This window comes from Corynebacterium lizhenjunii (assembly GCF_011038655.2).
GTDB lineage: Bacteria > Actinomycetota > Actinomycetes > Mycobacteriales > Mycobacteriaceae > Corynebacterium > Corynebacterium lizhenjunii.
This window is the reverse complement of record NZ_CP064954.1, coordinates 296,786-321,555: the sequence shown is the minus strand read 5'-3', so window position 1 is coordinate 321,555 and position 24,770 is coordinate 296,786. Positions and strand designations below refer to the sequence as shown.

At 62.8% G+C, this 24,770-nt stretch carries 25 protein-coding genes; 4 read left to right on the top strand and 21 right to left on the bottom strand.

All coding sequences use genetic code 11. The features are described from left to right. Nucleotides 1-126: 126 nt before the first annotated feature. From G7Y31_RS01470 to G7Y31_RS01430, 9 genes are all read right to left on the bottom strand, one after another. On the bottom strand, nt 127-1,509 hold the full coding sequence (locus tag G7Y31_RS01470) for a protoporphyrinogen oxidase (protein ID WP_165008901.1): 1,383 nt from the start codon (nt 1,507-1,509) through the stop codon (nt 127-129). Then, on the bottom strand, nt 1,510-2,538 hold the full coding sequence (gene hemE, locus G7Y31_RS01465) for a uroporphyrinogen decarboxylase (protein ID WP_165008903.1): 1,029 nt from the start codon (nt 2,536-2,538) through the stop codon (nt 1,510-1,512). Between the two features lie 10 nt (nt 2,539-2,548). Beyond that, nucleotides 2,549-3,064, bottom strand: coding sequence for a hypothetical protein (locus G7Y31_RS01460; protein WP_165008905.1), 516 nt, complete (start codon nt 3,062-3,064; stop codon nt 2,549-2,551). Then, a complete protein-coding gene (locus tag G7Y31_RS01455; RefSeq protein ID WP_165008907.1) occupies nt 3,057-3,788 on the bottom strand; it encodes a hypothetical protein in 732 nt (243 codons plus the stop codon). The genes G7Y31_RS01460 and G7Y31_RS01455 overlap by 8 nt, the downstream gene beginning before the upstream one ends. A gap of 15 nt (nt 3,789-3,803) precedes the next feature. After that, on the bottom strand, nt 3,804-4,793 hold the full coding sequence (hemB, locus tag G7Y31_RS01450) for a porphobilinogen synthase (RefSeq protein ID WP_165008909.1): 990 nt from the start codon (nt 4,791-4,793) through the stop codon (nt 3,804-3,806). Further along, on the bottom strand, nt 4,794-6,482 hold the full coding sequence (locus tag G7Y31_RS01445) for a uroporphyrinogen-III synthase (RefSeq protein WP_196823593.1): 1,689 nt from the start codon (nt 6,480-6,482) through the stop codon (nt 4,794-4,796). 184 nt (nt 6,483-6,666) lie between these two features. Beyond that, nucleotides 6,667-7,551 carry a hydroxymethylbilane synthase gene (gene hemC / locus G7Y31_RS01440; RefSeq protein ID WP_165008968.1) on the bottom strand — a complete coding sequence of 295 codons (885 nt, stop codon included), beginning with the start codon at nt 7,549-7,551 and terminating at the stop codon, nt 6,667-6,669. Between the two features lie 50 nt (nt 7,552-7,601). Next, entirely contained in the window at nt 7,602-8,921 is a 1,320-nt protein-coding gene (locus tag G7Y31_RS01435) for a glutamyl-tRNA reductase (RefSeq protein ID WP_165008911.1), read from the bottom strand. A 189-nt stretch (nt 8,922-9,110) separates the two neighbouring features. Then, nucleotides 9,111-9,347 (bottom strand): glutaredoxin family protein, encoded by a 237-nt coding sequence (locus tag G7Y31_RS01430; RefSeq protein ID WP_165008913.1) that lies wholly within the window; start codon nt 9,345-9,347, stop codon nt 9,111-9,113. 141 nt (nt 9,348-9,488) lie between these two features. Here G7Y31_RS01430 and G7Y31_RS01425 point away from each other — a divergent pair, with 141 nt between their 5' ends. Then, nucleotides 9,489-10,505, top strand: a complete 1,017-nt coding sequence (locus G7Y31_RS01425; RefSeq protein WP_196823592.1) for an HAD-IB family hydrolase — start codon at nt 9,489-9,491, stop codon at nt 10,503-10,505. A gap of 183 nt (nt 10,506-10,688) precedes the next feature. Here the strand turns inward: G7Y31_RS01425 and G7Y31_RS01420 are convergent, their stop codons facing one another. The 6 genes from G7Y31_RS01420 to G7Y31_RS01395 form a co-directional block, all read right to left on the bottom strand. Continuing rightward, complete coding sequence (locus G7Y31_RS01420) at nt 10,689-11,324, bottom strand: DUF2335 domain-containing protein (protein ID WP_165008917.1); 636 nt, start codon at nt 11,322-11,324, stop codon at nt 10,689-10,691. 182 nt (nt 11,325-11,506) lie between these two features. Beyond that, nucleotides 11,507-11,608 (bottom strand): 30S ribosomal protein bS22, encoded by a 102-nt coding sequence (locus G7Y31_RS01415; RefSeq protein ID WP_003855542.1) that lies wholly within the window; start codon nt 11,606-11,608, stop codon nt 11,507-11,509. A 272-nt stretch (nt 11,609-11,880) separates the two neighbouring features. Further along, nucleotides 11,881-12,069 (bottom strand): helix-turn-helix domain-containing protein, encoded by a 189-nt coding sequence (locus G7Y31_RS01410; protein ID WP_165008919.1) that lies wholly within the window; start codon nt 12,067-12,069, stop codon nt 11,881-11,883. A gap of 258 nt (nt 12,070-12,327) precedes the next feature. Further along, nucleotides 12,328-13,116 (bottom strand): pyrroline-5-carboxylate reductase, encoded by a 789-nt coding sequence (gene proC / locus G7Y31_RS01405; RefSeq protein WP_165008921.1) that lies wholly within the window; start codon nt 13,114-13,116, stop codon nt 12,328-12,330. 94 nt (nt 13,117-13,210) lie between these two features. Further along, on the bottom strand, nt 13,211-14,182 hold the full coding sequence (locus G7Y31_RS01400; protein WP_165008923.1) for a hypothetical protein: 972 nt from the start codon (nt 14,180-14,182) through the stop codon (nt 13,211-13,213). A 2-nt stretch (nt 14,183-14,184) separates the two neighbouring features. Continuing rightward, a complete protein-coding gene (locus G7Y31_RS01395) occupies nt 14,185-15,138 on the bottom strand; it encodes a Ppx/GppA family phosphatase (protein WP_165008925.1) in 954 nt (317 codons plus the stop codon). 33 nt (nt 15,139-15,171) lie between these two features. Here G7Y31_RS01395 and G7Y31_RS01390 point away from each other — a divergent pair, with 33 nt between their 5' ends. Continuing rightward, complete coding sequence (locus tag G7Y31_RS01390) at nt 15,172-16,107, top strand: DUF3109 family protein (protein WP_196823591.1); 936 nt, start codon at nt 15,172-15,174, stop codon at nt 16,105-16,107. Between the two features lie 47 nt (nt 16,108-16,154). On the opposite strand, the gene G7Y31_RS01385 is transcribed toward G7Y31_RS01390, so the two are convergent. From G7Y31_RS01385 to G7Y31_RS01375, 3 genes are read right to left on the bottom strand one after another with little or no spacing between them, the layout of a single operon-like run. Next, nucleotides 16,155-16,835, bottom strand: a complete 681-nt coding sequence (locus G7Y31_RS01385) for a response regulator transcription factor (RefSeq protein ID WP_165008929.1) — start codon at nt 16,833-16,835, stop codon at nt 16,155-16,157. Then, nucleotides 16,832-18,028: a sensor histidine kinase gene (locus G7Y31_RS01380; RefSeq protein ID WP_165008931.1), complete on the bottom strand. Its 1,197-nt coding sequence runs from the start codon at nt 18,026-18,028 to the stop codon at nt 16,832-16,834. The genes G7Y31_RS01385 and G7Y31_RS01380 overlap by 4 nt, the downstream gene beginning before the upstream one ends. Before the next feature lie 22 nt (nt 18,029-18,050). Continuing rightward, complete coding sequence (locus G7Y31_RS01375; protein WP_165008933.1) at nt 18,051-18,797, bottom strand: phosphoglyceromutase; 747 nt, start codon at nt 18,795-18,797, stop codon at nt 18,051-18,053. Nucleotides 18,798-18,884: 87 nt separating this feature from the next. Here G7Y31_RS01375 and G7Y31_RS01370 point away from each other — a divergent pair, with 87 nt between their 5' ends. Continuing rightward, a complete protein-coding gene (locus G7Y31_RS01370) occupies nt 18,885-19,937 on the top strand; it encodes a GNAT family N-acetyltransferase (protein WP_165008935.1) in 1,053 nt (350 codons plus the stop codon). On the opposite strand, the gene G7Y31_RS01365 is transcribed toward G7Y31_RS01370, so the two are convergent. The 3 genes from G7Y31_RS01365 to mshA form a co-directional block, all read right to left on the bottom strand. Beyond that, nucleotides 19,934-21,115: an MFS transporter gene (locus G7Y31_RS01365; protein ID WP_165008936.1), complete on the bottom strand. Its 1,182-nt coding sequence runs from the start codon at nt 21,113-21,115 to the stop codon at nt 19,934-19,936. The two genes, G7Y31_RS01370 and G7Y31_RS01365, sit on opposite strands and share 4 nt — an antisense overlap. A gap of 161 nt (nt 21,116-21,276) precedes the next feature. After that, the gene (locus G7Y31_RS01360) at nt 21,277-21,555 is read right to left on the bottom strand and encodes a hypothetical protein (protein ID WP_165008938.1); all 279 of its coding nucleotides are present in this window, start codon (nt 21,553-21,555) and stop codon (nt 21,277-21,279) included. Nucleotides 21,556-21,610: 55 nt separating this feature from the next. Next, nucleotides 21,611-22,876: a D-inositol-3-phosphate glycosyltransferase gene (mshA, locus tag G7Y31_RS01355; protein ID WP_165008940.1), complete on the bottom strand. Its 1,266-nt coding sequence runs from the start codon at nt 22,874-22,876 to the stop codon at nt 21,611-21,613. Here mshA and G7Y31_RS01350 point away from each other — a divergent pair. Next, entirely contained in the window at nt 22,848-24,662 is a 1,815-nt protein-coding gene (locus tag G7Y31_RS01350) for a long-chain-fatty-acid--CoA ligase (RefSeq protein WP_268896603.1), read from the top strand. The two genes, mshA and G7Y31_RS01350, sit on opposite strands and share 29 nt — an antisense overlap. Nucleotides 24,663-24,770: the final 108 nt, after the last annotated feature.

Sequence of the window (24,770 nt, the reverse complement as noted above, 5' to 3'; positions counted from 1 at the left end):
CGGATTAACGCGCTAATTAAAGATATTGCGCGATACCACTACCAATCCGCCCGGCAGCCCACTCCGGCCAGCAGAGCGCCCCAGACAAGCCATACATGCCCGGATGCTACACGGAGGTATCCCCAACTATTCCTGGCCCACCAGGCGGGCAGCGGTAGCGCGGGCGTGAGCGATGACCGCGGGCACGCCCACGCCACCGGCCCAGGCACCAGTGGCGCTGATGCCGGGGGTATCGGCAAGCAAAGCCTCCACCCTGGACACAATGTCCAGATGGCCTGGGGCATAGCAGGGGATGCCACCGAACCACCGCTGCGTGTAGATCTCCTCCACACCAGCCGCGCGGCCATCGAAGCCAGAGACCTTCTGCAAGTCATCGAGAGCGAAGTCCACCAAGTCATCCTCATCGGCGCGCACCAAGGCGTCATCGCCAAAGCGGCCGAAGGACGCGCGCACAATACAACCCGGGCGCTGCCCCAGGTGGGGCCACTTATTTGACGAAAGCGTGAAGGCCTTCGCACGCATATCGGGCTCATCCGCGGCGACCAGAATGCCCGTGGCCTCCGGCAGCGAAGCGCCCTGCGGGTCCGTGGCAGAGGCGAACCTAAAGCCCACCACCACCGAGCTAGCCAGCTTGACCTGCTTGAGTTCCGCAGCCGCCTGCGGGGCCACCTTGGACAGCAACCGCGCCGTGGTGGGCGCCGGGGTGGCAAAAAGCACCCGGTCGAAAGTGCCCAGTTCCGCTGGAGCACCATGCACCTGGAAGCCCGCGCCTTGGGCCTGCACCCCGGAGATAAACGTATCCAGATGAATCTGCGCGCCGGATTGCTCCGCCAGGGCCTCATACAGTTCGGCGTAGCCACCACGGAAGGTGGCAAAGACCGGCCCCGCAGCAGCTTGAGGGGCGGCGGTGCGTGCCTGCTCAAGTGCGGCGACCGCCCCGGACAGCGTCACCGGGCCCTGCGCGGCGAGCTGGTCTAACATCTGAGCCAGCTGCGGGATTGTCGCGCGCAAGCCTAGATCGTCAGCAGCGCAGGAATACACCCCACCCAGCAGGGCGGAGACCACGCGGTCTACCACATCACTACCAAACTGGGCGCGCACCAGTGCCCCCACGGAGGCGTCTTGGCCGGGGGTCCAGCCAAAGGGCTGCTCAGCGGCAATGCGCGCGTTGGTCTCCTCGGTGAAGAAGTCCTGTGGCCGGGCGGGAATGCCCATCACGCCGCCTTCTGGCAGCAAGTGCAGCGCACCATCGGAATAGACCCGCGGGCGCAGCCCCGAGGGGCGTACGAGACTACCTTGCAGTCCCAGCTCGCTGAAGAATTCGACGGCATCGGCACGCCGTGCGACAAAGGCCTCGGCGCCCATATCGGTGGGGCCAGCATCGAAGGCCACGGTGTGCAGCTTGCCGCCAATACGCCCTTCCGCCTCAAAGACATACACCTCATGGTCGCGCAGCTCATACGCTGCGGTCAGCCCGGCCAGGCCGGCACCGATAATGGCAATCTTCATTTAGCCCTCCTCATGAATAATGGCGACAGCGCGGGTGATGGCATCCGCGTCAGTGGTGGGCAGAACCCCGTGCCCCAAATTCCAAATGTGGCCCACACCAGCGGCGTCGACCTCCCCGCGGATGCGGCGCACGGCGGCCCGCACGGCGGAATCGCCGGCAAAAAGCAGGGCGGGGTCCAAGTTGCCCTGCAAGACTTTCGCCTGCACGCGCTGGGCGGCAGCGGCCATGGACACCCGGTAGTCCACGCCCATGGCCTCGGAACCGGCCTCGGACATCGCGCCGAGCAGCTCCCCGGTCCCCACGCCGAAGTGGATGCGCGGAATCACCCCGGCAACCGAGTCCAGAATCTGCGTGGAGTACGGCAAGACGAACTCCCGGTAGTCGGCCTCATTGAGGTAGCCCGCCCAAGAATCAAACAGCTGCATGGCATCAATCCCGGCCTCTACCTGCAGCTGGAGGAAATTAATGATGGTGGGTGTCAGGCGGCGCATGAGTGCGTGCCAGGTTTCGGGCGCAGAGTGCATCAGCGCCTTGGTGCGCTCATGGTTGCGAGACGGCCCGCCTTCTACCAGGTAGGAGGCCAGGGTAAACGGCGCGCCCACGAAGCCGATCAGCGCTTGGGCCTGCGTGAGCTCTGCGTTAATGATCTCAATGCCCTGGCGCACCTGCGGCACATCGGCGTCCAGGATGGGCAGCGCCTCCACATCAGCCACGGTGCGCACGGGGTGGTCCATGACTGGACCCCGCCCTGCCACAATGTCCACGCCCACGCCCGCGGCCTTGAGCGGGACCACAATGTCGCTGAACAAAATGGCGGCATCTACGTCATGGCGGCGCACCGGTTGCAAGGTAATTTCCGCCAACAGCTCCGGCATGAAGCAGGAGTCCAGCATGCCAATACCCTCACGTACCCGCTTGTACTCCGGCAAGGAGCGCCCCGCTTGGCGCATGAACCAGACTGGCGGGCGGGAGGGGGTGCCTCCCAGGGCTGCGGCCACCAGGGGCGCGTTGGGCTTAAGGTTTCGCATAAGAGTCCTTTTACTTATCCTGTGCTTGTGAGCGGAACATGGCCAACGTGGCCGCCAGGGTCAGCACGGGGATGGCCAGCAACACCAGCCCGCCCACGCCGAGAGCCACCGCGGCCACGTTGATGAAGCAGGCCAGGCCCACCAGTGCGCACAGCAGGTGGCGTGCCCAGCGCAGCCGGTGTAGGTGTGGGGCCAGCACGGCTATGCCGATGCCCCCGCCAAGGTTCGCCCAGGCCACAACGTTGCGGTTGGTCTGCAGGTAGCGGGCAAGTTCGTTTGCGGTGGCGTCGTGCGCGGTGGCGTCGCCCGCGCTGTGGCCCGGCCCGGCGGCGGGACCGAAGAACCCGGCCAGGCTGGAAAGCACCATGAGGACCGCCGCGGCCACGAATAGCCAGTAGGCCAACGACGGGCGGCGCCGCTGGGCCTGATTGGAAGCCTGGCCAGAAGCTTGGTGGGAAGGCCGGCGGGAAGCCTGATTGGAAGCCTGGTTGGAAGCCTGGTGGGAAGGCCGGTGAGGGTTAACCACGGTGCTTGCCCCGGCCGGAGGTGCGCCCGGACTTGGTGTCTGCCTGGTCTTTCGCAGAGCGCTTGTTGCCCTCGCCTTGCTTGTCGCGCTTGTCACCTTTGTCGCGCTTGTTGCGCTCGCGGGCGGCTTCTTTCCGGCGCTCCAGTTCGCGGCGCTGCTCCGCTTCAAGCTTGCGCAACTGCTCTAACTCGCCGGTGTAATTGAGGGTGTCTTCCTTCGAGGTGAAATACACCAGCATCGCGGCCGCGGAGCCGACCAGGATTTGGACGCTGCCGTCTAGAACGTAGAGCCAGTCGGGGGCATCGGCGCCAGCAGGGGCGACCAGAAACACCATCAACAGGCGGAAGGTGAAGTAGAGACTAAAGGCGAACCACAGCCGCCGGGCGGTACCGGAATGGCGCTGTGGGGTGCGCAAAAGAGCCAGCATCCAGGCCAGAAGGCCAATGATGAGCAGGGAGAACATGGTGGTACCCGCAATGGCCGCATAGGAGGCCAGGTCCATAAACGCCTGCGGGTATTCCGTGCCGCGCTCCGCCAATGACTTGCTCAGCTGCCCCACCATGATGTGCCGGTTAAACAGGCTGGTGGCCACCTGCAGCCCCTGGTGGACCACCTCACCACCCAGGACAAAGAGCCCAAGCCCCAGCAGGTAGTCAACTGCCTCGGGGCGCTGGGACTTGCGGGTTTGTGGTGCTGTGGAAGTCTTCTGGGGAGTATCAGACACTGCTACCGGCTCCTTCTAGCTTTCGCGCAAAGCGCGAGCAGCCTCGATGGCGTAGTAGGTAAAGATCTGGTCCGCACCCGCGCGCTTGATGGAGGCCAGGGATTCCAACATCACGGCATCCCCGTCTACCCAGCCGTTGGCACCGGCTGCCTTAATCATGGCGTATTCACCAGAAACCTGGTAGGCCGCTACTGGCACCGGGCTGGACTCGGCCAGAGTCTTCAGCACATCCAGGTAGGGCAGGGCGGGCTTGACCATGATGAAGTCCGCGCCTTCGGAAACATCCAGCTCCGCTTCCATCACCGACTCCCGCAGGTTGCGGGGATCCTGCTGGTACGTGCGGCGGTCGCCCTCTAGGGAGGAGCCCACGGCCTCGCGGAAAGGCCCAAAGAAAGCCGAGGCATACTTGGCGGAGTAGGCCATGATGGCGACATCGGCAAAGCCGGCATCATCCAGCGCGTCGCGGATAACGCCCACCTGGCCGTCCATCATGCCCGACGGGGAGACAATGTGCGCGCCAGCGCGGGCCTGCGCCACCGCCATCTGGGCGTATAGCGGCAAGGTGGCGTCATTATCCACCCGCCCCTGCCCGTCCAGCACGCCGCAGTGGCCGTGGTCTGTGAACTCGTCTAGGCAGGTATCCGCCATCAACAGCAGCTGATCGCCGAAGCGCTCCCGCAAGTGCGCCAAGGCGCGGTTGAGGATCCCCTCCGGGTCAATGGCTGCCGAACCCGTGGCGTCCTTGTCCTCCGGGCGCGGAACTCCAAAGATGTCAATGCACTTGATCCCCACAGCGATGGCTTCTTCTGCCAACTGCGTCAGGGATTCCAGCGTGTGTTGGTAGACCCCCGGCATGGAGGCAATCTCCCGGGGGGCCGCGAGGCCATCGGCAATAAACACCGGCAAGATCAGATCGCTGGCGTGCAGGCGGGTCTCGGCCACAAACTCCCGCAGGGCGGGGTTGGCGCGCAGGCGCCGGGGCCGGCGGGTGGGAAAGCTACTCACTTAAGCTGTGGTTCCTTTCTTGCGGGAGCGGCGCTTCTTTCGCGGGGCCGGCAGATTGCCAGCCGCACGCAGCGCTGCCACGTGGCTTGCCAGGGCATCGACCAAAGCGGGCACTTCTGCAACCTCCGGCACCACGTCTACGCGCAGGCCCATCTCCTCAGCAGCAGCCTTGGCCGATGGCCCAATGCACGCAATGATGGTGCGCGGGTGCGGCTTGCCGGCAATACCCACCAGGTTACGCACAGTGGACCCAGAGGTAAACGCCACGGCATCAAAGCCGCCGGACTTAATCAAGTCCCGAATCTCTGCCGAAGGCGGAGCAGCGCGCACGGTGCGGTACGCCACCACGTCATCAACTTCCCAGCCCAGGGCCTCTAGGCCGGTAACCAGGGCCTCGCCACCTAAGTCAGCGCGCGGCAGCAGCACCCGGCCCACGGCGTCAATGTCCTCCACATAGTTGGGGAACGCCGCCACCAGTCCTTCGGCATTTTGCTGGGTGCGCTCCGGCAACAGTTCGGGGACCATGCCGCGCTCGCGGATGGCATCAGCAGTCTTGGTGCCCACGGCAGCCAGCTGCACGCCAGCAAAATCGCGCGCATCCAGGCCGAGCTCAAAAATCTTCTCCCACACTGCCTTGACTGCATTAACAGAGGTGAAGATGATCCACTTGTAACGGCCCTCCACTATGCCCTTGATAGCACGGTCCATCTGCTGTGGATTCCGCGGCGGCTCCACCGAAATGGTGGGCACAGACTGCGGAATGGCGCCGTAACCAGCCAGGCGCGCGCTCATGGGCCCTGCCTGTTCCTTGGTGCGCGGCACCAGTACCCGCCAGCCGTAGAGCGGCCGGTTTTCCCACCAGGAATACTTGGTGCGGTCGTCGAAGCTGCGACCCAGAGTGACCACCAGGGAGCCCGGCAGCTCCGCACCGAGTTTGCCCAGCGTGGCCAGGGTGGCTTCGTGCGTGCGCTGCAAGCGGGTGGTGCCGTGCACCGTGACATAGGCCGCGGTATCTGCCGGCATACCCCGGCTGCCCAGCTCGCGGGCAATCACCGCCAAGTCCTCCGCCGTGGCTTGGAGCACCAAAGGCTGCGCGGCGGCGGCAAGGGTGTCCCAGCCTGCGGCATCATGAATGTCAGCCACATCGGCCTCGGTGTACGTCGAGCCCAGCGCCAACCCCGCAAACGAAGGCACCGTGGACGGCAAAGACATGCCCGGCACCACGTGAAACTCCAGGCCTGCCGCGGCCACTGCAGCAATTTCGGCCTTGATGGACTCCCGGTTTAAAGGATTGCCCGCCACCAGGCGGATGACATCCCCACCGTGGGCCAGCGCCTCTTGGCATTGCTTGACGATGCCCTCCAGGTCCTCCGCAGGCTCCGACAGCACCGCCGCAGTGGGTGCCGGTGGCCTAGGCGGCTTACGGCGAGCTCCGGCAGCCTTGGCGGCGGCGACAATTTCTGCATACTCGGCCTCGGCGGCATCGATAAGCTCCTGCGGGACCGGCAGAGCGGAGCCGACAATGTCACGCACCCCGCCCAGCACCTGGGGGTCCACGATGGCCAGGGCGTTATGAGCGAGCACCTCACGGGCCCGAATGGTCAGCAGATCAGGGTTGCCGGGGCCCGCACCTACAAAGACCACTTTCCCCAGCTGTTCTGGGGAGTCAGAGATGGAAGGGTTGCTCAATGGAAGGTTCTTTTCTAGCTTGATCGGGGCCGGTAACGTGCCACAACGCTAAAGCCTGAGTAGTACTCAGGCCTTAAATGGGGGCAAGGCGCTCACAAAGAACGCCGTATGGTAGTTCCACCTTAATTTAAATGGTCGCCAGATTGAAATTAGCCGGGGTGCCGGGCTCCCATCCGGCTGCGGTTTAGCCCAATAGCTGGTCTGCGCCCGCTGCGAGGAGCTCTTGGGCAACCTGCGCGCCCAGCTCACGGCCCTGGGTGAGGTCGCCGGTGGCTTCCGCGCGCAAACTAGCGCTGCCGTCGAGGGCAAAAATGCCCCCGTGCACCGTTAGCTGTTGCCCGTCCACCACCGAATACGCACCGACGGGTGCGGTGCAACCGGCCTCGAGGCGGGCGAGAACTTCGCGCTCCCCCGCCGCCGCGGCCATGGCCTGGGTATCGACGATGGCATCCAGTGCCGTATCCGCCGCAGTGCCCACCTTTGCCTCAATGGCCAACGCCCCCTGGGCAGGAGCCGGCACAAACGTGGCGGGAGCGAAAACCTCGGTCGCGCGCTGGGCGTAACCCGCGCGCACCAAGCCCGCATAAGCCAGCACCACGGCGTCTAGCTCCCCGGAGCTCACCTTGCCCATGCGGGTGTCAATGTTGCCCCGCAGCGGCCGAATATCCAGGTCCGGGCGCAGGCTGCGAAGCTGGCCGATGCGCCGCGGGGCCGAGGTCCCCACCCGTGCCCCTTGTGGCAGCTGCTCCAGGCTTAGCCCATCGCGGGCCACCAACGCCTCCCGGGGATCCTGGCGCTGGGGCACTACCAGCCGGAAGCGGGCATCGGCAGCAGTGGGCAGATCCTTGAAGGAATGCACCGCAATGTCGCACTCGCCAACATCCAGGGCATCGCGCAGCGCCTGGGTGAACACGCCCACCCCAATGCGCTCCACCGGGGCCATGTTGACATCCCCTGCAGTAGTCACAATGTGCAGCTCAGCCGGGTATCCAGCCTGGGCCAGCCAATCACGCACGTGACCAGCCTGAGTGGTGGCCAGCAAAGAACCGCGGGTGCCAATGCTAAACATATTCATCCTTAAACTGTAGGGCAGTGCCGGTGTAAAGCCGTGCCGGGAACTCAGCCCACCGTAGTGGGCAAATCAGTCGCGGGCAACGCCACGCCTTCCGCAATGGTGGAGTCCACCTCCAGGCCAAAGAGCTGCTGCAAAGCGGTCTCATGGCTCACGGTACCCGAGCTGGCAGCCAGTTCCTTGGCCCGCACGGTGGGCTCATGCAGGAGCTTATCCACCACCCGCCGCAAGGCGCGCTGGACGTCGGCACGCTGGGCATCGTCAAGCTCAGGGTGCTTCTGCTCCAAACGGGCGACCTCGCAGGCCACCAGATCCGCAGCATGCTGGCGCAGGGCACTAACGGCCGGAGCCACATCACGCACCCGCTGAGCAGAAGAATAAGCCTCCAGCTCAAAGGTGACAATCTGCTGCGCCTGGGCGTGCGGGGTATCGCCGCGATCCGCAGCGGTAATCTGCTCACTCAGGCGCTCGATATTGACCAGCTGCTTGCCGGGCAGGTGCGCGCAGTCATCATCAATATCGCGCGGCAGGGACAAATCAATGAGCATCAGCTCCGAGGTGGGCATATCCGCCGGCGTCAAGGTAAAACCCTGCGCCCCCGTGGCAGACACCGCCACATCCACGCTGCTCAGCACCGTAGCACGAGAAGCGAAATCCACTACCTCAGCCTGCACGCCAGCCTCCGCCGCGTGATCCGCCAAACGCTGCGCGCGCTCCCGGGTGCGATTAGCAATAACCAAACTAGCGCCAAGCCTGCCCGCGTGGGTGGCCGCCAAAGAAGCCATGGCCCCGGCGCCCAGAATCAGCACCCGCTGGCCCTCCAAACTGTGCGTGCCCAGCAACTCCAGCGCACGGTCAAAGGAGAAGGAGACCATCGAGGCGCCAGCTTCGTCAATATCAGTTTCCGCGTGCACCCGCTTGCCAGCGTGGAGAGCTGCCTGCGCCAGGGCATGCAAACGCGGACCCACCGTGCCCTGGTCCGCCGCGTGCTGATACGCCGCGCGCACCTGGCCAATAATCTGCTGCTCCCCTAGCACCATCGAATCCAGCCCAGAGGTGACATTCATCAGATGCTCCGCCGCGGCATCCGCATAGCGCACATAGAGGTAGCCGCGCAGCTCCTCCTCCGGGACCCCGGAGGACTCCTGCAGCACGCGCACCACGTCTTGGACTCCGGTATGGAAAGAATTAGTAACCGAATAGACTTCCAGGCGGTTGCACGTGGAGATAATCATGGCTTCCGACAAAGAGTCTGCCGCCACCAGCTTGCCGCACGCGTGGTTTTGGATGCCATGCTCCATGCTTAGCCGCTCCAGCAAAGACACCGGGGCGGACTGGTAGGACATCCCCACGACCAGCACGCTCATGTACGCTCCTTAGCTACCTGCACAACTTCCAACCGGGCCCGGCCGGAATCCAGCCTTCCAGTCTGCTTTCAACCCGATTCCAACCAACGGCTCCAACCAATGGCTCCAACCAACGGCTCCAACCAATGGTTGAGAAAAATCATCCAAAAGGTTACCCGTTATTCAGGCCCAGCCCCTACTAAGGGTTGACTAATCCCTAGCCGCCAGCTCTGCTGCCAGCTCAGCGTTATCGACCTCCCAGCAGGCAAATTCCTCTCCATCGATGACCACCACAGGCACCCGATCCCCGTACTCCAGGGCCAGTTCCGGGGTGGCATCCACATCCTGCAACACCAGCCGATGCCCGGCTTGTTCCACCACCGGCGCAATCTGGCGCGCCACCCGTTGGCAAGACCCACAGGACTGCCTCACCATCAACTCCACCATGTGTAGCGGCTGCCTCCTTGTGTGCTTCGGCCTGACAGAATTGCCAGCAAAGGGTTTACTATGGACGCAATAGTTCCAAGTAGTCCACCGTACCGCCAACGCGAGGGGAGCCACGTGTCCGCCACTCCTACGCCGCCACCCATGCCGGAGTCCCCCCAGGACTTCCTGGCCAACTGGACCGCCAGCCGCGGTAACCTGCGCAATTTTTTGGAAACCACCGCGTTTGCTCCGCTGGGCGAAGGCCCCCAGCGCGCTGCGGGCGAGGCCGCTGCTGCTGTGGCGGTCGAAGAACTCTTCGGAATCAACCTCGACGCGTATTCAGCAGGCGTGGAGTCCGTGGCGGGCTCTTTCGAGTCTGCAGGCGCCAACAAACTCAATCACCCGGACCCAGCCATCCCCCAAGACGTCGGCGCCGCGGCCTTCTTTGACGTGGACAACACCCTCATTCAGGGTTCCTCGCTGGTGTCCTTTGCTTTTGGCCTGGCCAAACGCCGCTACTTTACGTTTTCTGAAATCGTGCCCATTGCCTGGAAGCAGCTAAAGTTCCGGGTCTCTGGCAACGAAAACGCTGAGGACGTCGCCGCCGGGCGTGTGCAAGCACTGGAGTTCATCAAAGGCCGTAGCGTCGAAGAGATGGTAGCGCTGTGCGAGGAAATCGTGGATCAATCCATGGCCCACAAGGCCTATCCCGGCACCAAGCAGCTGGCGCAGATGCACATTGATGCTGGCCAGCAAGTCTGGTTGGTCACCGCCACCCCGGTGCAGCTGGCGCAGATCTTGGCTCGCCGCTTCGGCTTCACCGGCGCGCTAGGCACCGTCGCCGAAGTCAAAGATGGCAAGTTCACCGGCCGCCTGGTAGGTGACATCCTCCACGGTCCCGGCAAAAAGCACGCCGTGGCTGCCCTCGCCACCATGGAGCGCCTGGACCTATCCCGCTGTACCGCCTACTCAGACTCTGCCAATGATGTCCCCATGCTGTCCATGGTGGGCACAGCCGTGGCAATCAACCCCGATGCCCGCCTGCACCGTATTGCCCAGGAACGCGGCTGGCTCATCCGCGACTACCGCAGCGTACGCAAGGCCGTCAAGACCTACGGTCTGCCCGCGTTGGCCATGGCCGCTTTTTCCTTCGGCGGCTGGCGTCTGACCCGCAAGTAGGCCACCCACTTCAGTCTTGAGGGCCGGTCTTGGCCAACCCCGCCAAATGCAGCCAACCTCTGCCCTTCTATCGGATTTTCGGCCGGAACACCCGGACACCAGAGCCCGCCACCCCTCTACGGGGCTGCCGCCCTCGAACAGGCGAAAGACGCTCGAAGCTATTCTCCGGGCCCCTTGAACTAGCTATTCGGCCGCAGCTGAATCGTATTCGTCCTTGCTCGTTGAACTCCAGCGTGGACCCGTCTTAGGACGAATAACTACTCCAACCAAGCTCAGGAAGCCAAGAATTCCCATTCCCGTCGCAAACGGAGTTCGGCCAGAAAATTCGAGCCCAACTGCAGTAACCAAGAACAAAACAGCCAAAGTAAAAAACATCCATTGACCGCGCCGAAGTGATCTTCCATCTTCGAGAATTGACTCGGCAAGGGCGTTATTGACCGCAGCATTTGAATTCGTAGCGGCATTCGCTGCTTCAGCAGAATTCTCCGCCATCTGTACTATTCGATCTGCCAAGCCCTGTTGAATTCTTTCATAAGCCTGCAACTCGCCAGGCTCAGGCAAAGGAGCAATTCGAGTAACACTCAACAATTGACTGGTTACTCGGTCACTCACCTGGTCCAGAAACTCAGCTTCTACAACTTCATCTTGCGTTGAGAGTCCATCGCGTCCCGGAGAGCCTGTCCCGTTTGTCGCCAGGCTTTCTCCACGTTTTCCATCGGATCGTGTATCCGAGCTGCTCGGATAACCCGCCCGTCGCTGGAGCGGGCTATCACTCGACTGCGGCTTGTCTTCCTCGTGAGTGGAGTACTCATCAGTCATCCCTCCTCCTCCTGGTTCTAATGACTCGTAACGAGGGAAAATTGGACTTCAATCCTCCCACATTGTGCTATCACAGCCAATTATGCCACCGGAATTACTACCAGGCCGGGCAAATGCAGCCTACTGAGCCCTTATACGGCAAAAGCGCCCCGGAAAACCGGAGCGCGAGTGCCAGCGAAGATTTACTTGCCCAGCTTGCGACGCTGAACGCGGGTGCGACGCAGCATCTTGCGGTGCTTCTTCTTGGACATGCGCTTGCGGCGCTTCTTAATAACAGAACCCATAAGAGGTTTCCTCGCTTTCAACCGTAGTACGTACTAAACCTGCCAGTGCCCGGCGAACAGCCCGCAAAGGTGCACGTCTTTGCGTCTATCGCTTGCCCCGAAGGCCAAGCGCAAGTCACAGGCATGCTGACACGAATGCTCACAATCTTAACCCGGGCCCGCTCCCGCTACCAAAAAGAGGGTAAGCATAGACAAAAAACAGCGCGCCCCTGCCCTGTTATAAAACAGGAAAGGGTGCGCGCTGCATAAAGAACCGGCTAAAGTACTCCGGTTTAGGCCCCGTAGACGGAGGCCTCCAGGTACTCGTTGACGGCAGTCTCGTGGACGCGGAAGGAGCGACCCACTCGCACTGCCGGCATCTCGCCGGCGTGAACCAACCGGTAGACCGTCATCTTAGAGACGCGCATGATTTCCGCGACCTCGGCGATGGTCAGGAAGGTTCCCTTATCTTCATTAGCCATATTCTCTAACCCTTCAGCTCGTGGCGCGCTGCAAGGCTTCCCCTCCTGCAGGACGAACACGCACGTGCCTATAACAGCTTAACGTGAAACATGTGACTAATGCGACTCACGGGCTAAATTTTTTCCCAGCGGCCCCTCAGTTCCGCACCGTCACACTAGTTCACCGGCTATACCAGCCATTTCACACAAAACCCCGCTACCCTCACGCGGGGGTAACGGGATGACATGCATGTCATTCGCGCACGGCGCCCCCGGCCGCTAGCCCAGCTCTGCGGAACGCTGCGCGCACGCCTCGGCTGCCCGGTAAAACGCCCCGCGCAGACCGGACTCCTCCAGCTCACGAATAGCCGCAGCCGTAGTCCCGCCCGGGGACGTCACGTTTGCCCGCAGCCGACCCGGCTCCTGCCCAGTTTCCACCAGCATTTGCCCCGAACCGGCCACAGTCTGATTCACCAACTGCGTGGCCACATCCCGCGGCACTCCCAGCTGCACGCCCGCGTCCACCAACGCCTCGGCCACCAGGAACAGATACGCCGGCGCAGAACCAGACAGCGCCGTGGCGGCATCAATCTGGCCTTCTTCAATGACCACAGACTCCCCCACCAGATTGAGCAGATCCTGGACGCGCTCCAGGGCGGCATCGGCAAGCTGCGGCCCCGGCACCACCAGGCACATGCCGCGCCCGACCAGCATGGGAGTGTTAGGCATCACCCGCACCACGGGATTATCGCCCGCGGCCTTCTGCAGGGACTCCACCCGCACCCCGGCGGCCATGGACACCACGATGGCACTAGCTGGCAGAGCACTGGCGAACTCACTCACCACCTCGGTCACCGCATACGGCTTGACACACACGAACACCACGTCCGCATCCGCCACAGCCTCCCGGTTGTCCCCAGACGTTGCCACCCCATAGGTCTGGGCCATGTAATCGCGCCGCTCCTGCCGCCGGTTGGTCACCGTGATGTGCGCGCCGCCGTCCTTAACTAGGCCCGCAATCAGGGCCTCACCAATCTGTCCTCCACCAATGACTGTTACGTTAACCATGCCTGCCACCCTACCGCTTAGCTTGCCGATGCCGCCGCGATCACCACAGCCGGCCCACGCTCCGCGCGAACCGGCTGCTGGGTGTGCTCAGCGTTTATAGGATGAGCAGCGGGCCAAAGGTGAGGATTAGGCCCACAATGACTCCTAACACCAGGGTGGACTTGCCTGTACGCAGGGCATGAATAATGCCGCCTATAGCGCCCGTTACCGCCACCGCTAGCACGGCTACCACCACGCGGTTGAAGCTGCCCCAGAGGATCTCAAAGCCCTTGAACACCACCGCCCCCAGCACAATGCCCACCAGTGCCAGCAAAATAACGGAAACCGGGTTGATGCCGGAGTCCTCATCATCTTCTAGGTCTTCGATGTCCTCGACTGCCGCGACATCATCGCGCAGATCATCATCCGCGTGGGCAGGCTCAACGTCCGCAGCTGACCGGGGGGCCGGCTGCGCGGCGGGCTTGGAGGCTGCCAGGGCTTCCTGCTGCGCGGCAGGCTTGGAGGCTGCCAGGGCTTCCTGCTGCGCGGCAGGCGTGGAGGCCGCCTCAGAGACAGGTTGTGCGGCTGGCTGTGGCTCGTCTTTGACGCGTTCAATGATGGCGGTGTCGTCTGCAGAAGGGCTCGCGGCAGGCTTGGGCGCAGCCGACTTCGGGGCGCCGGCAGCGGCCTTCTGCTCAGCGTCCTTCACGGCGACGGCCTGCTTCTCAGCAGCGGCTGCCTTTTCGGCAGCCTGGCGGCGGCGAGCCTCTTCGGCTTTCTTTGCAAACTCGGCGCGCTTGGTTTCCTCAGCGGCCTTGATTTCGGCGGCGCGACGCTCCTCTGCGGTCTTTTCTGCAGGAGCGGGGATAACCGGGGCAGTCTCATCAATCCCCACACTGGAGTGCTTGGCCTCCGCAGGGGTGGCATCCACCTTGGCCAAGTTGCCGGTCAGCTCCGCAACGGAGACTCCGCCCTCTTCCAGGCTGCGGCGGCGCCGGCGGCGCGGAGCCTCCCCCTGAGTATCCGGCTGGTCTTTCTTATTGCGGGCCAGCAGTTCCGCAACGGTAAGTTGCTTCTCCTCAGCCATAGCTAGTTACCTTCCTCTTCCAGGCCTAAATCCAGGCCCTTGTCCAGTCGGCGCAAAATCACGCCCTCGCGCAATGCCCACGGGCAAATCTCAATCTGCTCCAATCCCAATGCTCGCATGGAGGCTTCCGCTACCAGCGCACCGGCCACAATCTGGTGCGAACGGGCCGAGCTCACACCCTCCAAATCCGCCCGGTCTGCCGCCGTCATGCGGGAAATGAAAGAAATCAGCTGCCGCAAACCTGGCGCGGTCAGCGTGCGCTTTACAAACGGGCCAGCAGAAGACGGCGCAGCACCGGTCAGGCGCGCCAGGGAGCGGAACGTCTTTGAGGTACCCACAGCAACCCGGGCGGGGCCAAGGGTGCGCATGGCCGAGGCGGCATCGGCAAGCTCTGCATCAATATAATCACGCAGAGCCGCCACATCTTTCTTATTAGGCGGGTCCGTCTCAAACCAGTTATGCGTCAGGCGGCCAGCACCCAGGTCCAAGGAGAACGCCAGGTCCGGTTCCTCATCCATGCCGGTGGACAGCTCCAGGGAGCCACCACCAATATCCAGGTTGGTAATTCGTCCCGCAGACCAACCATACCAGCGGCGCACCGCCAGGAAGGTCAGCCGGGCCTCATCTTTGCCGGAGAGAATCTGCAGGCGCACGCCGGTTTCGCGCTCGACCTCATCCAACACAAAGTCAGAATTAGGCGCCGAGCGCACCGCGGAGGTGGCAAAGGGAATGAACTCATCGCAGCCCAGCTTTGTGCCCAGCTCGGCTGCCTCACTCACGGCAGAAATAAGCTTTTTTAGGCCTTTTTCGTGGATGTTTCCCTCCGCGTCCAGCTGTTCTACCAGCCGCAGGGGGGTCTTCCAGTCGCTCATGGGAGTGGGCCGTCCACCCACGGTGGCGTCCACTGCCACCAGGTGGACAGTGTTGCTGCCCACGTCTAATACACCTAATCGCACATGTCTAGGGTAATAGGTCTACGGTGGTTTAGTGTGAATCGCCCAAAGTCTTCACCCGTCTACCTTGGCTTTCCGGCCACTTCACCTGCGGGAATATCCATTGCTGCGGGCCGGGAGCACGCCCCGGATTTCCCGCGGGAGTGGTTTGAATTTACGGATCCGCAGGACCCGGAACACGTCTTTTCCGTTGATATTACGTGGTTGGAGTCCTTCTACGCCTGCCAGTTTGGTACCGCATTGTGCCCAGGCATTGACTCCGCCAATCCAGACGTGGGTTGCTGCGGCCACGGCGCCTACATGGCGGATGAGACTGACCGCGAGCAGCTTTATGATGCCGTCCAGCGCATGCCCGCCCGCTTCTGGCAGCGCCGCGCAGAAGTTCTGGGGGACTTTGACCTTAGCCAACCGCTAAACGAAGAGGAACCGGACCCGACCCGGGCCCCGGAGCCGTGGCTGGTGTGGGATGAACTCGATGGAGAAGACGGCGAGGCCGAGCCAGCGCTGAAAACCGTAGTCCGCGAGGGCGCATGCGTCTTTGCCAACCGGGCGGGTTGGCCCACCGGCGCGGGCTGCGCGCTGCACCAATGGGCGGTGGCCGAAGGCGAGGAGCTGACCGTGGTCAAGCCGGAAGTGTGTTGGCAGCTGCCCATCCGCCGCTACGAAGATTATGAAGAGCGCCCGGATGGCCAGGAGATTCTACGCACCCAGATTGGCGAGTACGATCGCCGCGGCTGGGGTGGCGGCGGGGAGGACTTCGACTGGTATTGCTCTGCCGATGCCGCCTGCCACAACGCCGCGCAGCCCCTCTGGCGCTCCCAGCGCACCGAGCTCATTGCCCTCATGGGACAGCAATGCTACGAGATTCTGGCCTCCCACCTGCGCGCCCGGGAGGCCGCGGCGCGCGCGGGGGTGGCATGGCCGGTCCACCCGGCCTCTGCTCACCGCCACCAATCTGCCGATGCCCCCTAACCCCCAGCGTCCGCCCCTCCTCGCCGGTCGAGCCCCGCACCGCAGCTTTAAGGCTCGAACTTATAGCCCAAGCCGCGCACGGTGACCAGGTGGCGGGGTTGCGAGGGCTCGGCTTCGATTTTGGAGCGCAGGCGCTTGATGTGTACGTCAAGGGTCTTGGTATCGCCCACGTAGTCCGCACCCCACACGCGCTCGATAAGCTGGCTGCGAGTAAGCACCCGCCCGGCATTGCGCAGCAGGTATTCCAGCAGGTCAAATTCCTTCAGCGGCATGGACACCGGCTCCCCGTCCACCTGGACCAGGTGGCGCTCAACATCCAGGCGCACCCGCCCGCCTTCAAGGATCTGCTCCTGGGAGGCCTCTTCTTCCCCACCCCGGCGCAACACGGCGCGAATGCGCGCAATGAGCTCGCGGGAGGAATACGGCTTGGTCACATAGTCATCTGCGCCAAGCTCCAGGCCCACCACCTTATCTATCTCAGAGTCCCTGGCAGTGACCATGATGATGGGAACCTGGGAAGTCTGGCGCAAGCGTTGGCACACCTGCGTACCCGACATGCCCGGCAGCATGAGGTCCAGCAGCACAATGTCGATGTCACGGGCACCAAATTCGCTCAGCGCACTGGGACCATCGGGGGCGATGACGGTGTCAAAGCCTTCCTTGCCCAGCAGGAAGGCTAAGGGCTCAGCCAAGGATTCTTCGTCTTCGACAATGAGGATGGTGGTCATTGCGGCGGTGTCCTTTCGGCGGTGGGCGTGCGGGGGGCATCGGCAAGCACTGCCTGGTCGCGGGAGTGAACCGGCAGTTCAATTGTAAAGGTGGAGCCGGTGCCGGGGCGTGACCACAGCTTGATATTGCCACCGTGATTGGCCACCGCGTGCTTGACGATGGACAACCCCAAGCCCGTGCCGCCAGTCTGGCGCGAACGGGCCTTATCCACCCGGAAAAAGCGCTCAAATACGCGCTTTTGGTACTCCGGGGCAATGCCCACGCCACGGTCAGTAACCTGAATGAGCACCACGTCCTCGCCCACCACCTTTTGGCTAATGGACACCGGCGTGGCCTCCGGGGAGTAATTAATAGCGTTGGAGACCAGGTTGGATAGCGCGGTGACCAGCAAGGAGTGATCCCCTAGCACCTCCACACCAGTGGTCTCACCGGTTATAAGCTCAATGCCCGAAGAATCTGCGGCCAGCTGATTGCGAGCAATCGCCTCGGCCACCAGCTCATCTACCAGCAGCGGCTGCATGGATGGCAAGCGCTCGGCGCCTTGAAGCTTAGACAGGGCAATGAGTTCATTGACCATATCCGCGATGCGCTGGGCTTCCTTGCGCACGCGCTGGCCAAAGTAGCGCACGTGCTCGGGGTCTTCTGGGTCTTGGAGCAGGGCTTCTGCCAGCAGGCCGATGCCCCCCACCGGCGTCTTGAGCTCATGGGAGACGTTGGCCACGAAGTCGCGGCGGGCGGCTTCCATGCGCACAGACTCGGACTCGTCGGTGCCGCAGACGAGCACAAAGCGGTCATCGTTGAGAGTAAGCGGCTTGACCAAGGCTTGGACCTGCGTCACGCGCTGTCCGGTGCGGCGTTTGTGGATGGCCACATCCGCCCGGCGCTCTTCCTTGTCCACCTGCACCTGCTGGACCACCTCCCACACCTGGGCATTCAAGGTGCGATCATGGACCAGGGCCATGTCGTGGGCCGCGGGGTTGGACAAAATGACGTCGCCAGCGCGGTCAACAACTACCAGTCCCATCGGCGCGCCCTGGGCGCTTAAATGCAGCACTTGGCTGATGGTGGTGACTTGGTTGGCGTCCGTGTCCGGGGTGCGGGCACGTTGAAAGCGCCCCCACAGCTGTTGCAGCCGGGGGCGCACTATCCAACATGCCAACACACCCATCAGGAAGGTGAGGAGGTATGTCATGGCCTGCCTGCCGCCTGAGGGCTTACTTACCGCCCTGCGCGGCCACGGCGGCAGCGCCGGCAGCGGCAGCCTCCGGGTCCAGGTAGGTGCCGCCGGGGTTGGCCACGGCGCCATCCGCATTAATCTCGTAGACCAGCGGGATGCCGGTGGGGATATTTAGCGCCGCGATGTCCTCATCGGAGATATTGTCCAGGTGCTTGACCAGCGCACGCAGGGAGTTGCCGTGCGCGGCGACCAGGACGTTCTCGCCGTTCTTGACGCGCGGGAGGATCTCTTCTTCAAAGTAGGGAACCAGGCGCTCCACCACGTCCTTGAGGCACTCGGTGCGCGGCACGGTCTCTAGCTGGGCGTAGCGCGGGTCCCCGGCCTGGGAGTATTCGCTGCCGTCCTCCAGCTCCGGCGGCGGGGTGCCGTAGGAGCGGCGCCACTGCATGAACTGCTCCTCACCGTACTTATCCTTGGTCTCTGCCTTGTTTAGGCCCTGCAGCGCGCCGTAGTGGCGCTCATTCAAACGCCAGTCGCGCACCACGGGAATCCAGTGGCGGTCCGCGGCATTGAGCGCAATGTTGGCGGTACGGATGGCGCGGCGCAGCAAGGAGGTGTAAACCACGTTGGGCAGCAGACCTTCTTCAGCCAGCAGCTGGCCGCCGCGCTTGGCTTCCCCCTCCCCCTTTTCCGTGAGGTCCACATCGACCCAGCCGGTGAATTGGTTTGACTCGTTCCACTTGGACTGTCCATGACGCAAAAGAATTAGCTTGCCAGTACTCATGCCTTCCAGCATGCCACCTTTTGGCCACCGTGTCAGCCTTTCTCCGCCCATGTCACTCCCCCGCCGGTAGACCATTACACTGGCCACATGCACATTCTCCCCCTAGCGCCCCCGCACCTGCCCGATAATGTCCACCCTTCCACTGCCGTGCGCGCCCTCAACCAGGCCTTTAATGCCCATATGCGCCAGCTCAGCGGCGGCGATGACTTCGCGGTGCCCATCGCCCAGGACCTGAACAATCTGCGGCCCGTCCCTCAGCGCACCTTGATTGTGCTCGCCGCAGTGCAGGACCCGCAGGGCCACACCACGCTGCCCAGCCAGGAAGATGAGACGGACCTTGGCTTCCGGGGGTTTGCCACGCTGCGCCTGCCACACGTCGATAACACCGAGGTCGCCCATGCGTCCTTCACCTTTCCCGGCGGCTTCGATGGCCCTACGTTTAGCGCGCTGTGGGAGGAGGTCATCGCCCGGTGCCGGGCGGCCGAGCGCACGCGGTTGATTGTGGGCAGCGACTGTCCTGCTGGTGGGCTGGATACTGATCCTCTCTGCCGGGCCTTGCGTGGCCAGGGCATGCGCACCGCCGTGGAGGAAACGGCCTCTTTGCTGGACCTGGCGCTTAGCCCCCGCCCGCAGCTTCCCGCGGGGCTGACCCCAGTGTTCTTCGATGATGTGGAGGTGCCCGAGGAGCTAGTGGATTCTTTCTTAGAGATTATGACCATTAGTTCCCAGGATGTGCCCTCTGCCGCCCCCTCTGCCGAGCCATGGACCCGCCAACGGCTTGCCGATGCCGCCGCCCACCTCAGCGCTGCTCCCGGCACGCTGGTCAATGCGTGCTTGGTCGATGCCGCCGGTATTGCCGCCTTCTCCTATGCCCGGGTCCCTGGTCCGGAGGAGGCCGCCCGCGTTGCGGAGCAGGACTTGACCGTGGTTCACCGTCGTGCCCGCGGCCAAGGCCTCGGCATGACGGTCAAGGCTGCGCTCTATGATCACCTGCGCCAGCGCTTCCCGGACATTGCCCGGGTAAGCACCTTCAACGCCACCACCAACACCCAGATGCTGGCCATCAACCACAAGTTGGGCCTAGAGCCCAAGTTCACGTGGGCTAGTTGGGAAGGCGACGTGAACCAACAGCAGGCTTAAGTGCGCCGTCGCGCCGCACGCACCAGCGCTGGCCCCAAGGTCAAGACCACAGTGCCAAAGCCGGAGATTATAAACGCCGTGGCGGGACCAGTCAGACCCACCACCGGGGCGCCTATCACGTAACCAATCAGCATGGCGGAGTTGTTGATAGCCCCCATGGCCGATAGTGCCTTGGGCTTGATCTGTTCCGGAACCGCTCCGATAACCACCAAGCGCAAAGCTGCCACTTGGACCGAGTTGGCCACACCACCGACGAAGAAGCAGGCCATTGCAAGCACCACAGAGGGAAACACCCCGGGCAACCCCACGCTCAGGCCCAACACCACGCCACCGCCGACCAGGCAGCGCAGCGCGTTATCAGCATTTAGGCGCCCACCCAAGCGGGCGCCCACAATCCGGCCCACAATGAAGGCCTGAGACAAAATCGCGTACATCGCTCCGCTGAGCTCTAAGGTTTGAGTGGCGAAGAATACCTGAGCCACCCCGAAGATGGAGGTAAAGATAATGGCGGCCCAGATACTGGTCAACGCTTGACGTGAGCTAGGGGTGGTCAACAGCATTTTGGGAGCTTCGATGACTTTTTGTAAGAAGGTCATAGACGTAGGCGGCGCGCTACGCTCCACCAGGGCACCGCGGTCAGCACTGCGATAGACAAGTGCCAGCACTAGCAAGCAGATAACACTAGCAACTACCTCGAAGAGGAGCGCCACCCGAATGTTGGCCAGATCCAGCAGCAACCCGCCCATCACCGGGCCCAGAAACCGGCCAGCAAAACGGCCGGTATCCAGCAGGGAGAATACCTTGGCTTGCGCGCCTTCCGGCGCTTGGGCGTCGATAATAGTAAAGAACGCCGGTCCAGACAGCCCCGCCAGACACGTGTTGACCAAACCTCCCGCAATGAGCACCAATGGCGTTGGCAAGGCAGCCATCAGTGAGAGCACCACAATCTCTATGCATAACGTGACGAACGAAATGCGATATGCACTGTAACGATCAAAAAGCGGCGCAAGCAAAGGTGCAACAAAGACCTGCGCAGTCATTCCCGCGACCATGATCGCAGAAACAAACAGCTCGCCGCTGTCCAAGCTGGCAAAGTATAGGGCCACAGTCAGGCCGGTCATCGACCCGCAGAGGGCGCTCAAAAAGTAAGTGGCGGCCAGGGAATACACCGCAGCCATTCCCCGACCGCCGCCTTTACCAGGTTCTCTCACACGCACCCTCACATTGTTGCTCACTCCGCCCCACACTCACGACGGAAACCTACGAATAAATGAGGTAGGTCACTCTAGCAACAATGAAGTGGTTCATGCCTCGCGACACTCCGCTTCGCGGGCACGATCTATTTACTTGCCCCGCCAGCCGCCACGTAGCCGCCAGCGCTCGTAAACAGGCCTACGAAAGCGCAGGCAATGGCTACCCACAGCGGTAACGAAGTCAGCAGCAGCGCAAACGCCACCACATAAGCCAGGGCTGCAATGCTAAACCACCACGCCGCAGCCGCAGAGCTCCGCATAACCAAGGGGTGCTTCTTTCCAGAGCCACGTGCAGCAGGAACTGCGGTTGCACACACAACCGCAGCACACAGCATGATGGCCATACCAAACCACAGACTACCCATGCCTTCGCAGCATAGCCGCAGTGGCGGGGGCATCGGCAAGCTCAGGTGCAAGAAACTAGTAGCCGATGGCGCGGCGAGCGTGACAATCAGGAATCTCGATGCTCAGGGCATCGGCAAAGATAGCTTCAAGCTGCGTGGCAGCAGCGGCCCAACTGAACTGGCTAGCGTGCTCCACAGCGGCCTCACCCATAGCAATGCGGCGCTCATCATCATCCAACAGCTGCGCCAAGGCATCCGCCCAGGCCTCGGGCTCATGGGAGTGCACCAGCAGGCCGGTCTCGCCTGCATCAACCACCGTAGGCAAACCGCCCACCGCCGCGGCCACCACCGGAGTACCTGTGGCCTGGGCCTCCATGGCCACCAGACCAAAAGACTCGTTATAACTAGGAACCGCCACCACATCCGCCGCCCGGTAGACCGAGACCAACTCCTCCGGCGGGCGCGGCGACAGGAAGCGCACGACGCGCTCAACGCCCAACTCACGGGCCAAAAGCTGGTAAGTCTCCGGGGTGGCGTGGGCCCCCGAAGGCCCACCGCACATAATCACCCGCAGGTCGCGGTGCGGATCGCGGCGCATCAACTCCGCCGTAGCCCGAATCAACACCTCCGGGCCCTTGAATTTCTGCAGCCGGCCCACAAAGGCCACCACCTTGGTATGCAGCGGAATGCCCAGCTCACGCCGGGAGCGCTCCGTGTTGCGGTCAGTTCCCGGGGTAAACAGCTCCACATCCGCACCCGGGGAGACCACCACGATACGCTCCGCGGCGGCATCATAATGCTCCACCAAATCCCGTGTCTCCTGGACGGTATTGACCACCAACAGATCAGCATTATCCACAATCTGCTGCTCACAGATGCGGCGCGCCTCCGACTCTGGGGTATCGCCCTGGGTGCGGTGCGCATTTTTGACCGCCGCCAGCGTATGCGCGGTGTGGACCAAGGGGGCTTCCCACAAATCGCGCAGCAACCAACCCACCTGGCCAGAGAGCCAATAATGCGAATGAATCACGTCATAATCCAGGCCGAAACAGCGCGCAAAGTTGACTATGCCCCCGGTAAAAGCGGCCAGCTGGGTGGGCAGGTCTTCTTTATCCAGCCCCTCATAGGGCCCGGCCACGATATTGATCACCCGCAGGCCCTCTTCCACCGCAACGATTTCGCCCTGGGAAGGGCGGGTGGCGCGGGTGAAAATGTCTACTTCAACCCCGCGTCGCGCCAGATGGCGGGCGGTGTTGAGGACGTAGACGTTCATCCCCCCGGCATCACCAGACCCCGCCTGCTCCAAAGGCGAGGTGTGCATAGAGATCATCGCAATACGCATAAAGGCCTATTCTACGCGGGCGTGGCGGGCCCGCGTATACTTAGCGGAGCCCAAACCTACGCAAACGGAGGTTGCACCTATGTCCGCATATGAGTCCAAGGCTTGGCTTCAGTACTACGCGCCTTTTACCCCGCACACCCTGGAGTACGGGGAAACCACACTGCTGGATATTTACGACAACAACTTAGCCATCAATGCGGACAAACCCGCCACCTACTTCTTTGGCAAAACCCAAACCTATGCAGAATTAGACCGCCAGGTGCGCCGCGCTGCCGCAGGCCTGCGGGCCTTTGGCGTGCGGCCCGGGGACCGCGTGGCCATTGTGGCCCCCAACTGCCCCCAGCAGGTGGCCGCCTTTTATGCCGTGCTCAAGCTGGGCGCCACGGTGGTGTTACACAACCCGCTCTACACCGCCCACGAGCTGGAGTCCCTGTTCCAGGACCACGGCGCGCGGATTGCCATTGCGTGGGATAAGACGGCATCGACGCTGGAAAAGCTGCGGCCTACCACCCACCTGGAGACCGTGGTGTCCATCAATATGATTGATGCCATGCCGGCCGCGCAGCGTATGGCCCTCCGCTTGCCGTTCCTGAAGGCCAAGCGCGAGCAATTGTCTGCCGATGCCCCCAATACCGTGCCGTGGGATACCCTCATTGGTAATGCCATCGGCGGCAATGGTGCAGACATTGAAACCCCCACCGAGGTCACCAAGGACACCACTGCACTAATCCTGTACACCTCCGGTACCACGGGTACGCCGAAGGGCGCCGAGCTAACCCACGGCAACTTATTCTCCAATCTCCTGCAGGGCAAGCACTGGGTGCCCGAGTTGGGCGAGCGCCCCGAGCGCATGCTGGCCGCCTTGCCCTTCTTCCACGCCTATGGCCTGACCATGAACGCCACCCTGGCGCAATTCATTGGCGGCGAGCTAGTCCTCCTGCCCTCCCCGCAGGTGCCGCTGATTATGGACATCATGAAGAAGCACACCCCCACCTGGGTGCCGGGCGTACCCACGCTCTACGAAAAGATTGTCCAGGCCGCCGAGGAAAAGGGCGTAGAAATCAAGGGCGTGCGCGCGGCGTTCTCCGGCGCGTCCACCCTCCCGGTAGCCACCGTCGAAAAGTGGGAAGAATACACCGGCGGCCTGCTGGTGGAGGGCTACGGCTTGACCGAATGCTCCCCCATCATCGTGGGCAACCCCATGACCTCTGACCGGCGCCCCGGGTACGTGGGTATCCCCTTCCCCGATACCGAAGTGCGCATTGGCAACCCAGATAATCTGGATGAAACCATGCCGGACGGTCAGGAGGGCGAAGTCCTCGCCCGTGGCCCCCAGGTATTCAAGGGTTACTTCAACAACCCGGAAGCCACCGCTGCTGCCTTCCACAATGGTTGGTTCCGCACCGGGGACATGGGTGTGATGGAAGAAGACGGCTTTATCCGGTTGGTCTCGCGCATTAAGGAAATCATCATCACCGGTGGCTTTAACGTCTACCCCGGCGAGGTTGAGGAAGTACTCCTCACCCATCCTGATGTCGAAGATGTTGCCGTTGTGGGTCGGCCCCGCTCCGATGGCTCTGAAGACGTTGTGGCGTGTATTGACCTAGTCGACGGCGCCGCCCTGGACCCGGAGGGCCTCAAGGAATACTGCCGCGAGCGGCTAACCCGCTACAAAGTCCCGCGCACCTTCTACCACTTCGAGTCCCTTGCCAAGGACCAAATGGGCAAGATCCGCCGCCGCGACGTCCAAGCCGACCTCCTCGCCCGCCTCAACGAGGAGAATTAAGCCCTCCCCCGCCGCTGACCGCTACCTAAGCCCGCGCCGTACGTGCGGGCTTTCTGCTGCCCACCTGCCGCAGAAAAGCAATAAAGCGTCAAACCCGACTTGGCTCAT

What these genes read in the sequence shown, in the direction of transcription:
- G7Y31_RS01470 (WP_165008901.1), bottom strand. Translation starts at nt 1,509, where the DNA reads ATGAAGATTGCCATTATCGGTGCCGGCCTGGCCGGGCTGACCGCAGCG.
- hemE (WP_165008903.1), bottom strand. Translation starts at nt 2,538, where the DNA reads ATGCGAAACCTTAAGCCCAACGCGCCCCTGGTGGCCGCAGCCCTGGGA.
- hemC (WP_165008968.1), bottom strand. Translation starts at nt 7,551, where the DNA reads ATGTTTAGCATTGGCACCCGCGGTTCTTTGCTGGCCACCACTCAGGCT.
- G7Y31_RS01435 (WP_165008911.1), bottom strand. Translation starts at nt 8,921, where the DNA reads ATGAGCGTGCTGGTCGTGGGGATGTCCTACCAGTCCGCCCCGGTGTCT.
- G7Y31_RS01430 (WP_165008913.1), bottom strand. Translation starts at nt 9,347, where the DNA reads ATGGTGGAGTTGATGGTGAGGCAGTCCTGTGGGTCTTGCCAACGGGTG.
- G7Y31_RS01425 (WP_196823592.1), top strand. Translation starts at nt 9,489, where the DNA reads ATGCCGGAGTCCCCCCAGGACTTCCTGGCCAACTGGACCGCCAGCCGC.
- G7Y31_RS01420 (WP_165008917.1), bottom strand. Translation starts at nt 11,324, where the DNA reads ATGACTGATGAGTACTCCACTCACGAGGAAGACAAGCCGCAGTCGAGT.
- G7Y31_RS01415 (WP_003855542.1), bottom strand. Translation starts at nt 11,608, where the DNA reads ATGGGTTCTGTTATTAAGAAGCGCCGCAAGCGCATGTCCAAGAAGAAG.
- G7Y31_RS01410 (WP_165008919.1), bottom strand. Translation starts at nt 12,069, where the DNA reads ATGGCTAATGAAGATAAGGGAACCTTCCTGACCATCGCCGAGGTCGCG.
- proC (WP_165008921.1), bottom strand. Translation starts at nt 13,116, where the DNA reads ATGGTTAACGTAACAGTCATTGGTGGAGGACAGATTGGTGAGGCCCTG.
- G7Y31_RS01400 (WP_165008923.1), bottom strand. Translation starts at nt 14,182, where the DNA reads ATGGCTGAGGAGAAGCAACTTACCGTTGCGGAACTGCTGGCCCGCAAT.
- G7Y31_RS01385 (WP_165008929.1), bottom strand. Translation starts at nt 16,835, where the DNA reads ATGACCACCATCCTCATTGTCGAAGACGAAGAATCCTTGGCTGAGCCC.
- G7Y31_RS01380 (WP_165008931.1), bottom strand. Translation starts at nt 18,028, where the DNA reads ATGACATACCTCCTCACCTTCCTGATGGGTGTGTTGGCATGTTGGATA.
- G7Y31_RS01375 (WP_165008933.1), bottom strand. Translation starts at nt 18,797, where the DNA reads ATGAGTACTGGCAAGCTAATTCTTTTGCGTCATGGACAGTCCAAGTGG.
- G7Y31_RS01370 (WP_165008935.1), top strand. Translation starts at nt 18,885, where the DNA reads ATGCACATTCTCCCCCTAGCGCCCCCGCACCTGCCCGATAATGTCCAC.
- G7Y31_RS01365 (WP_165008936.1), bottom strand. Translation starts at nt 21,115, where the DNA reads ATGGCTGCGGTGTATTCCCTGGCCGCCACTTACTTTTTGAGCGCCCTC.
- G7Y31_RS01360 (WP_165008938.1), bottom strand. Translation starts at nt 21,555, where the DNA reads ATGGGTAGTCTGTGGTTTGGTATGGCCATCATGCTGTGTGCTGCGGTT.
- mshA (WP_165008940.1), bottom strand. Translation starts at nt 22,876, where the DNA reads ATGCGTATTGCGATGATCTCTATGCACACCTCGCCTTTGGAGCAGGCG.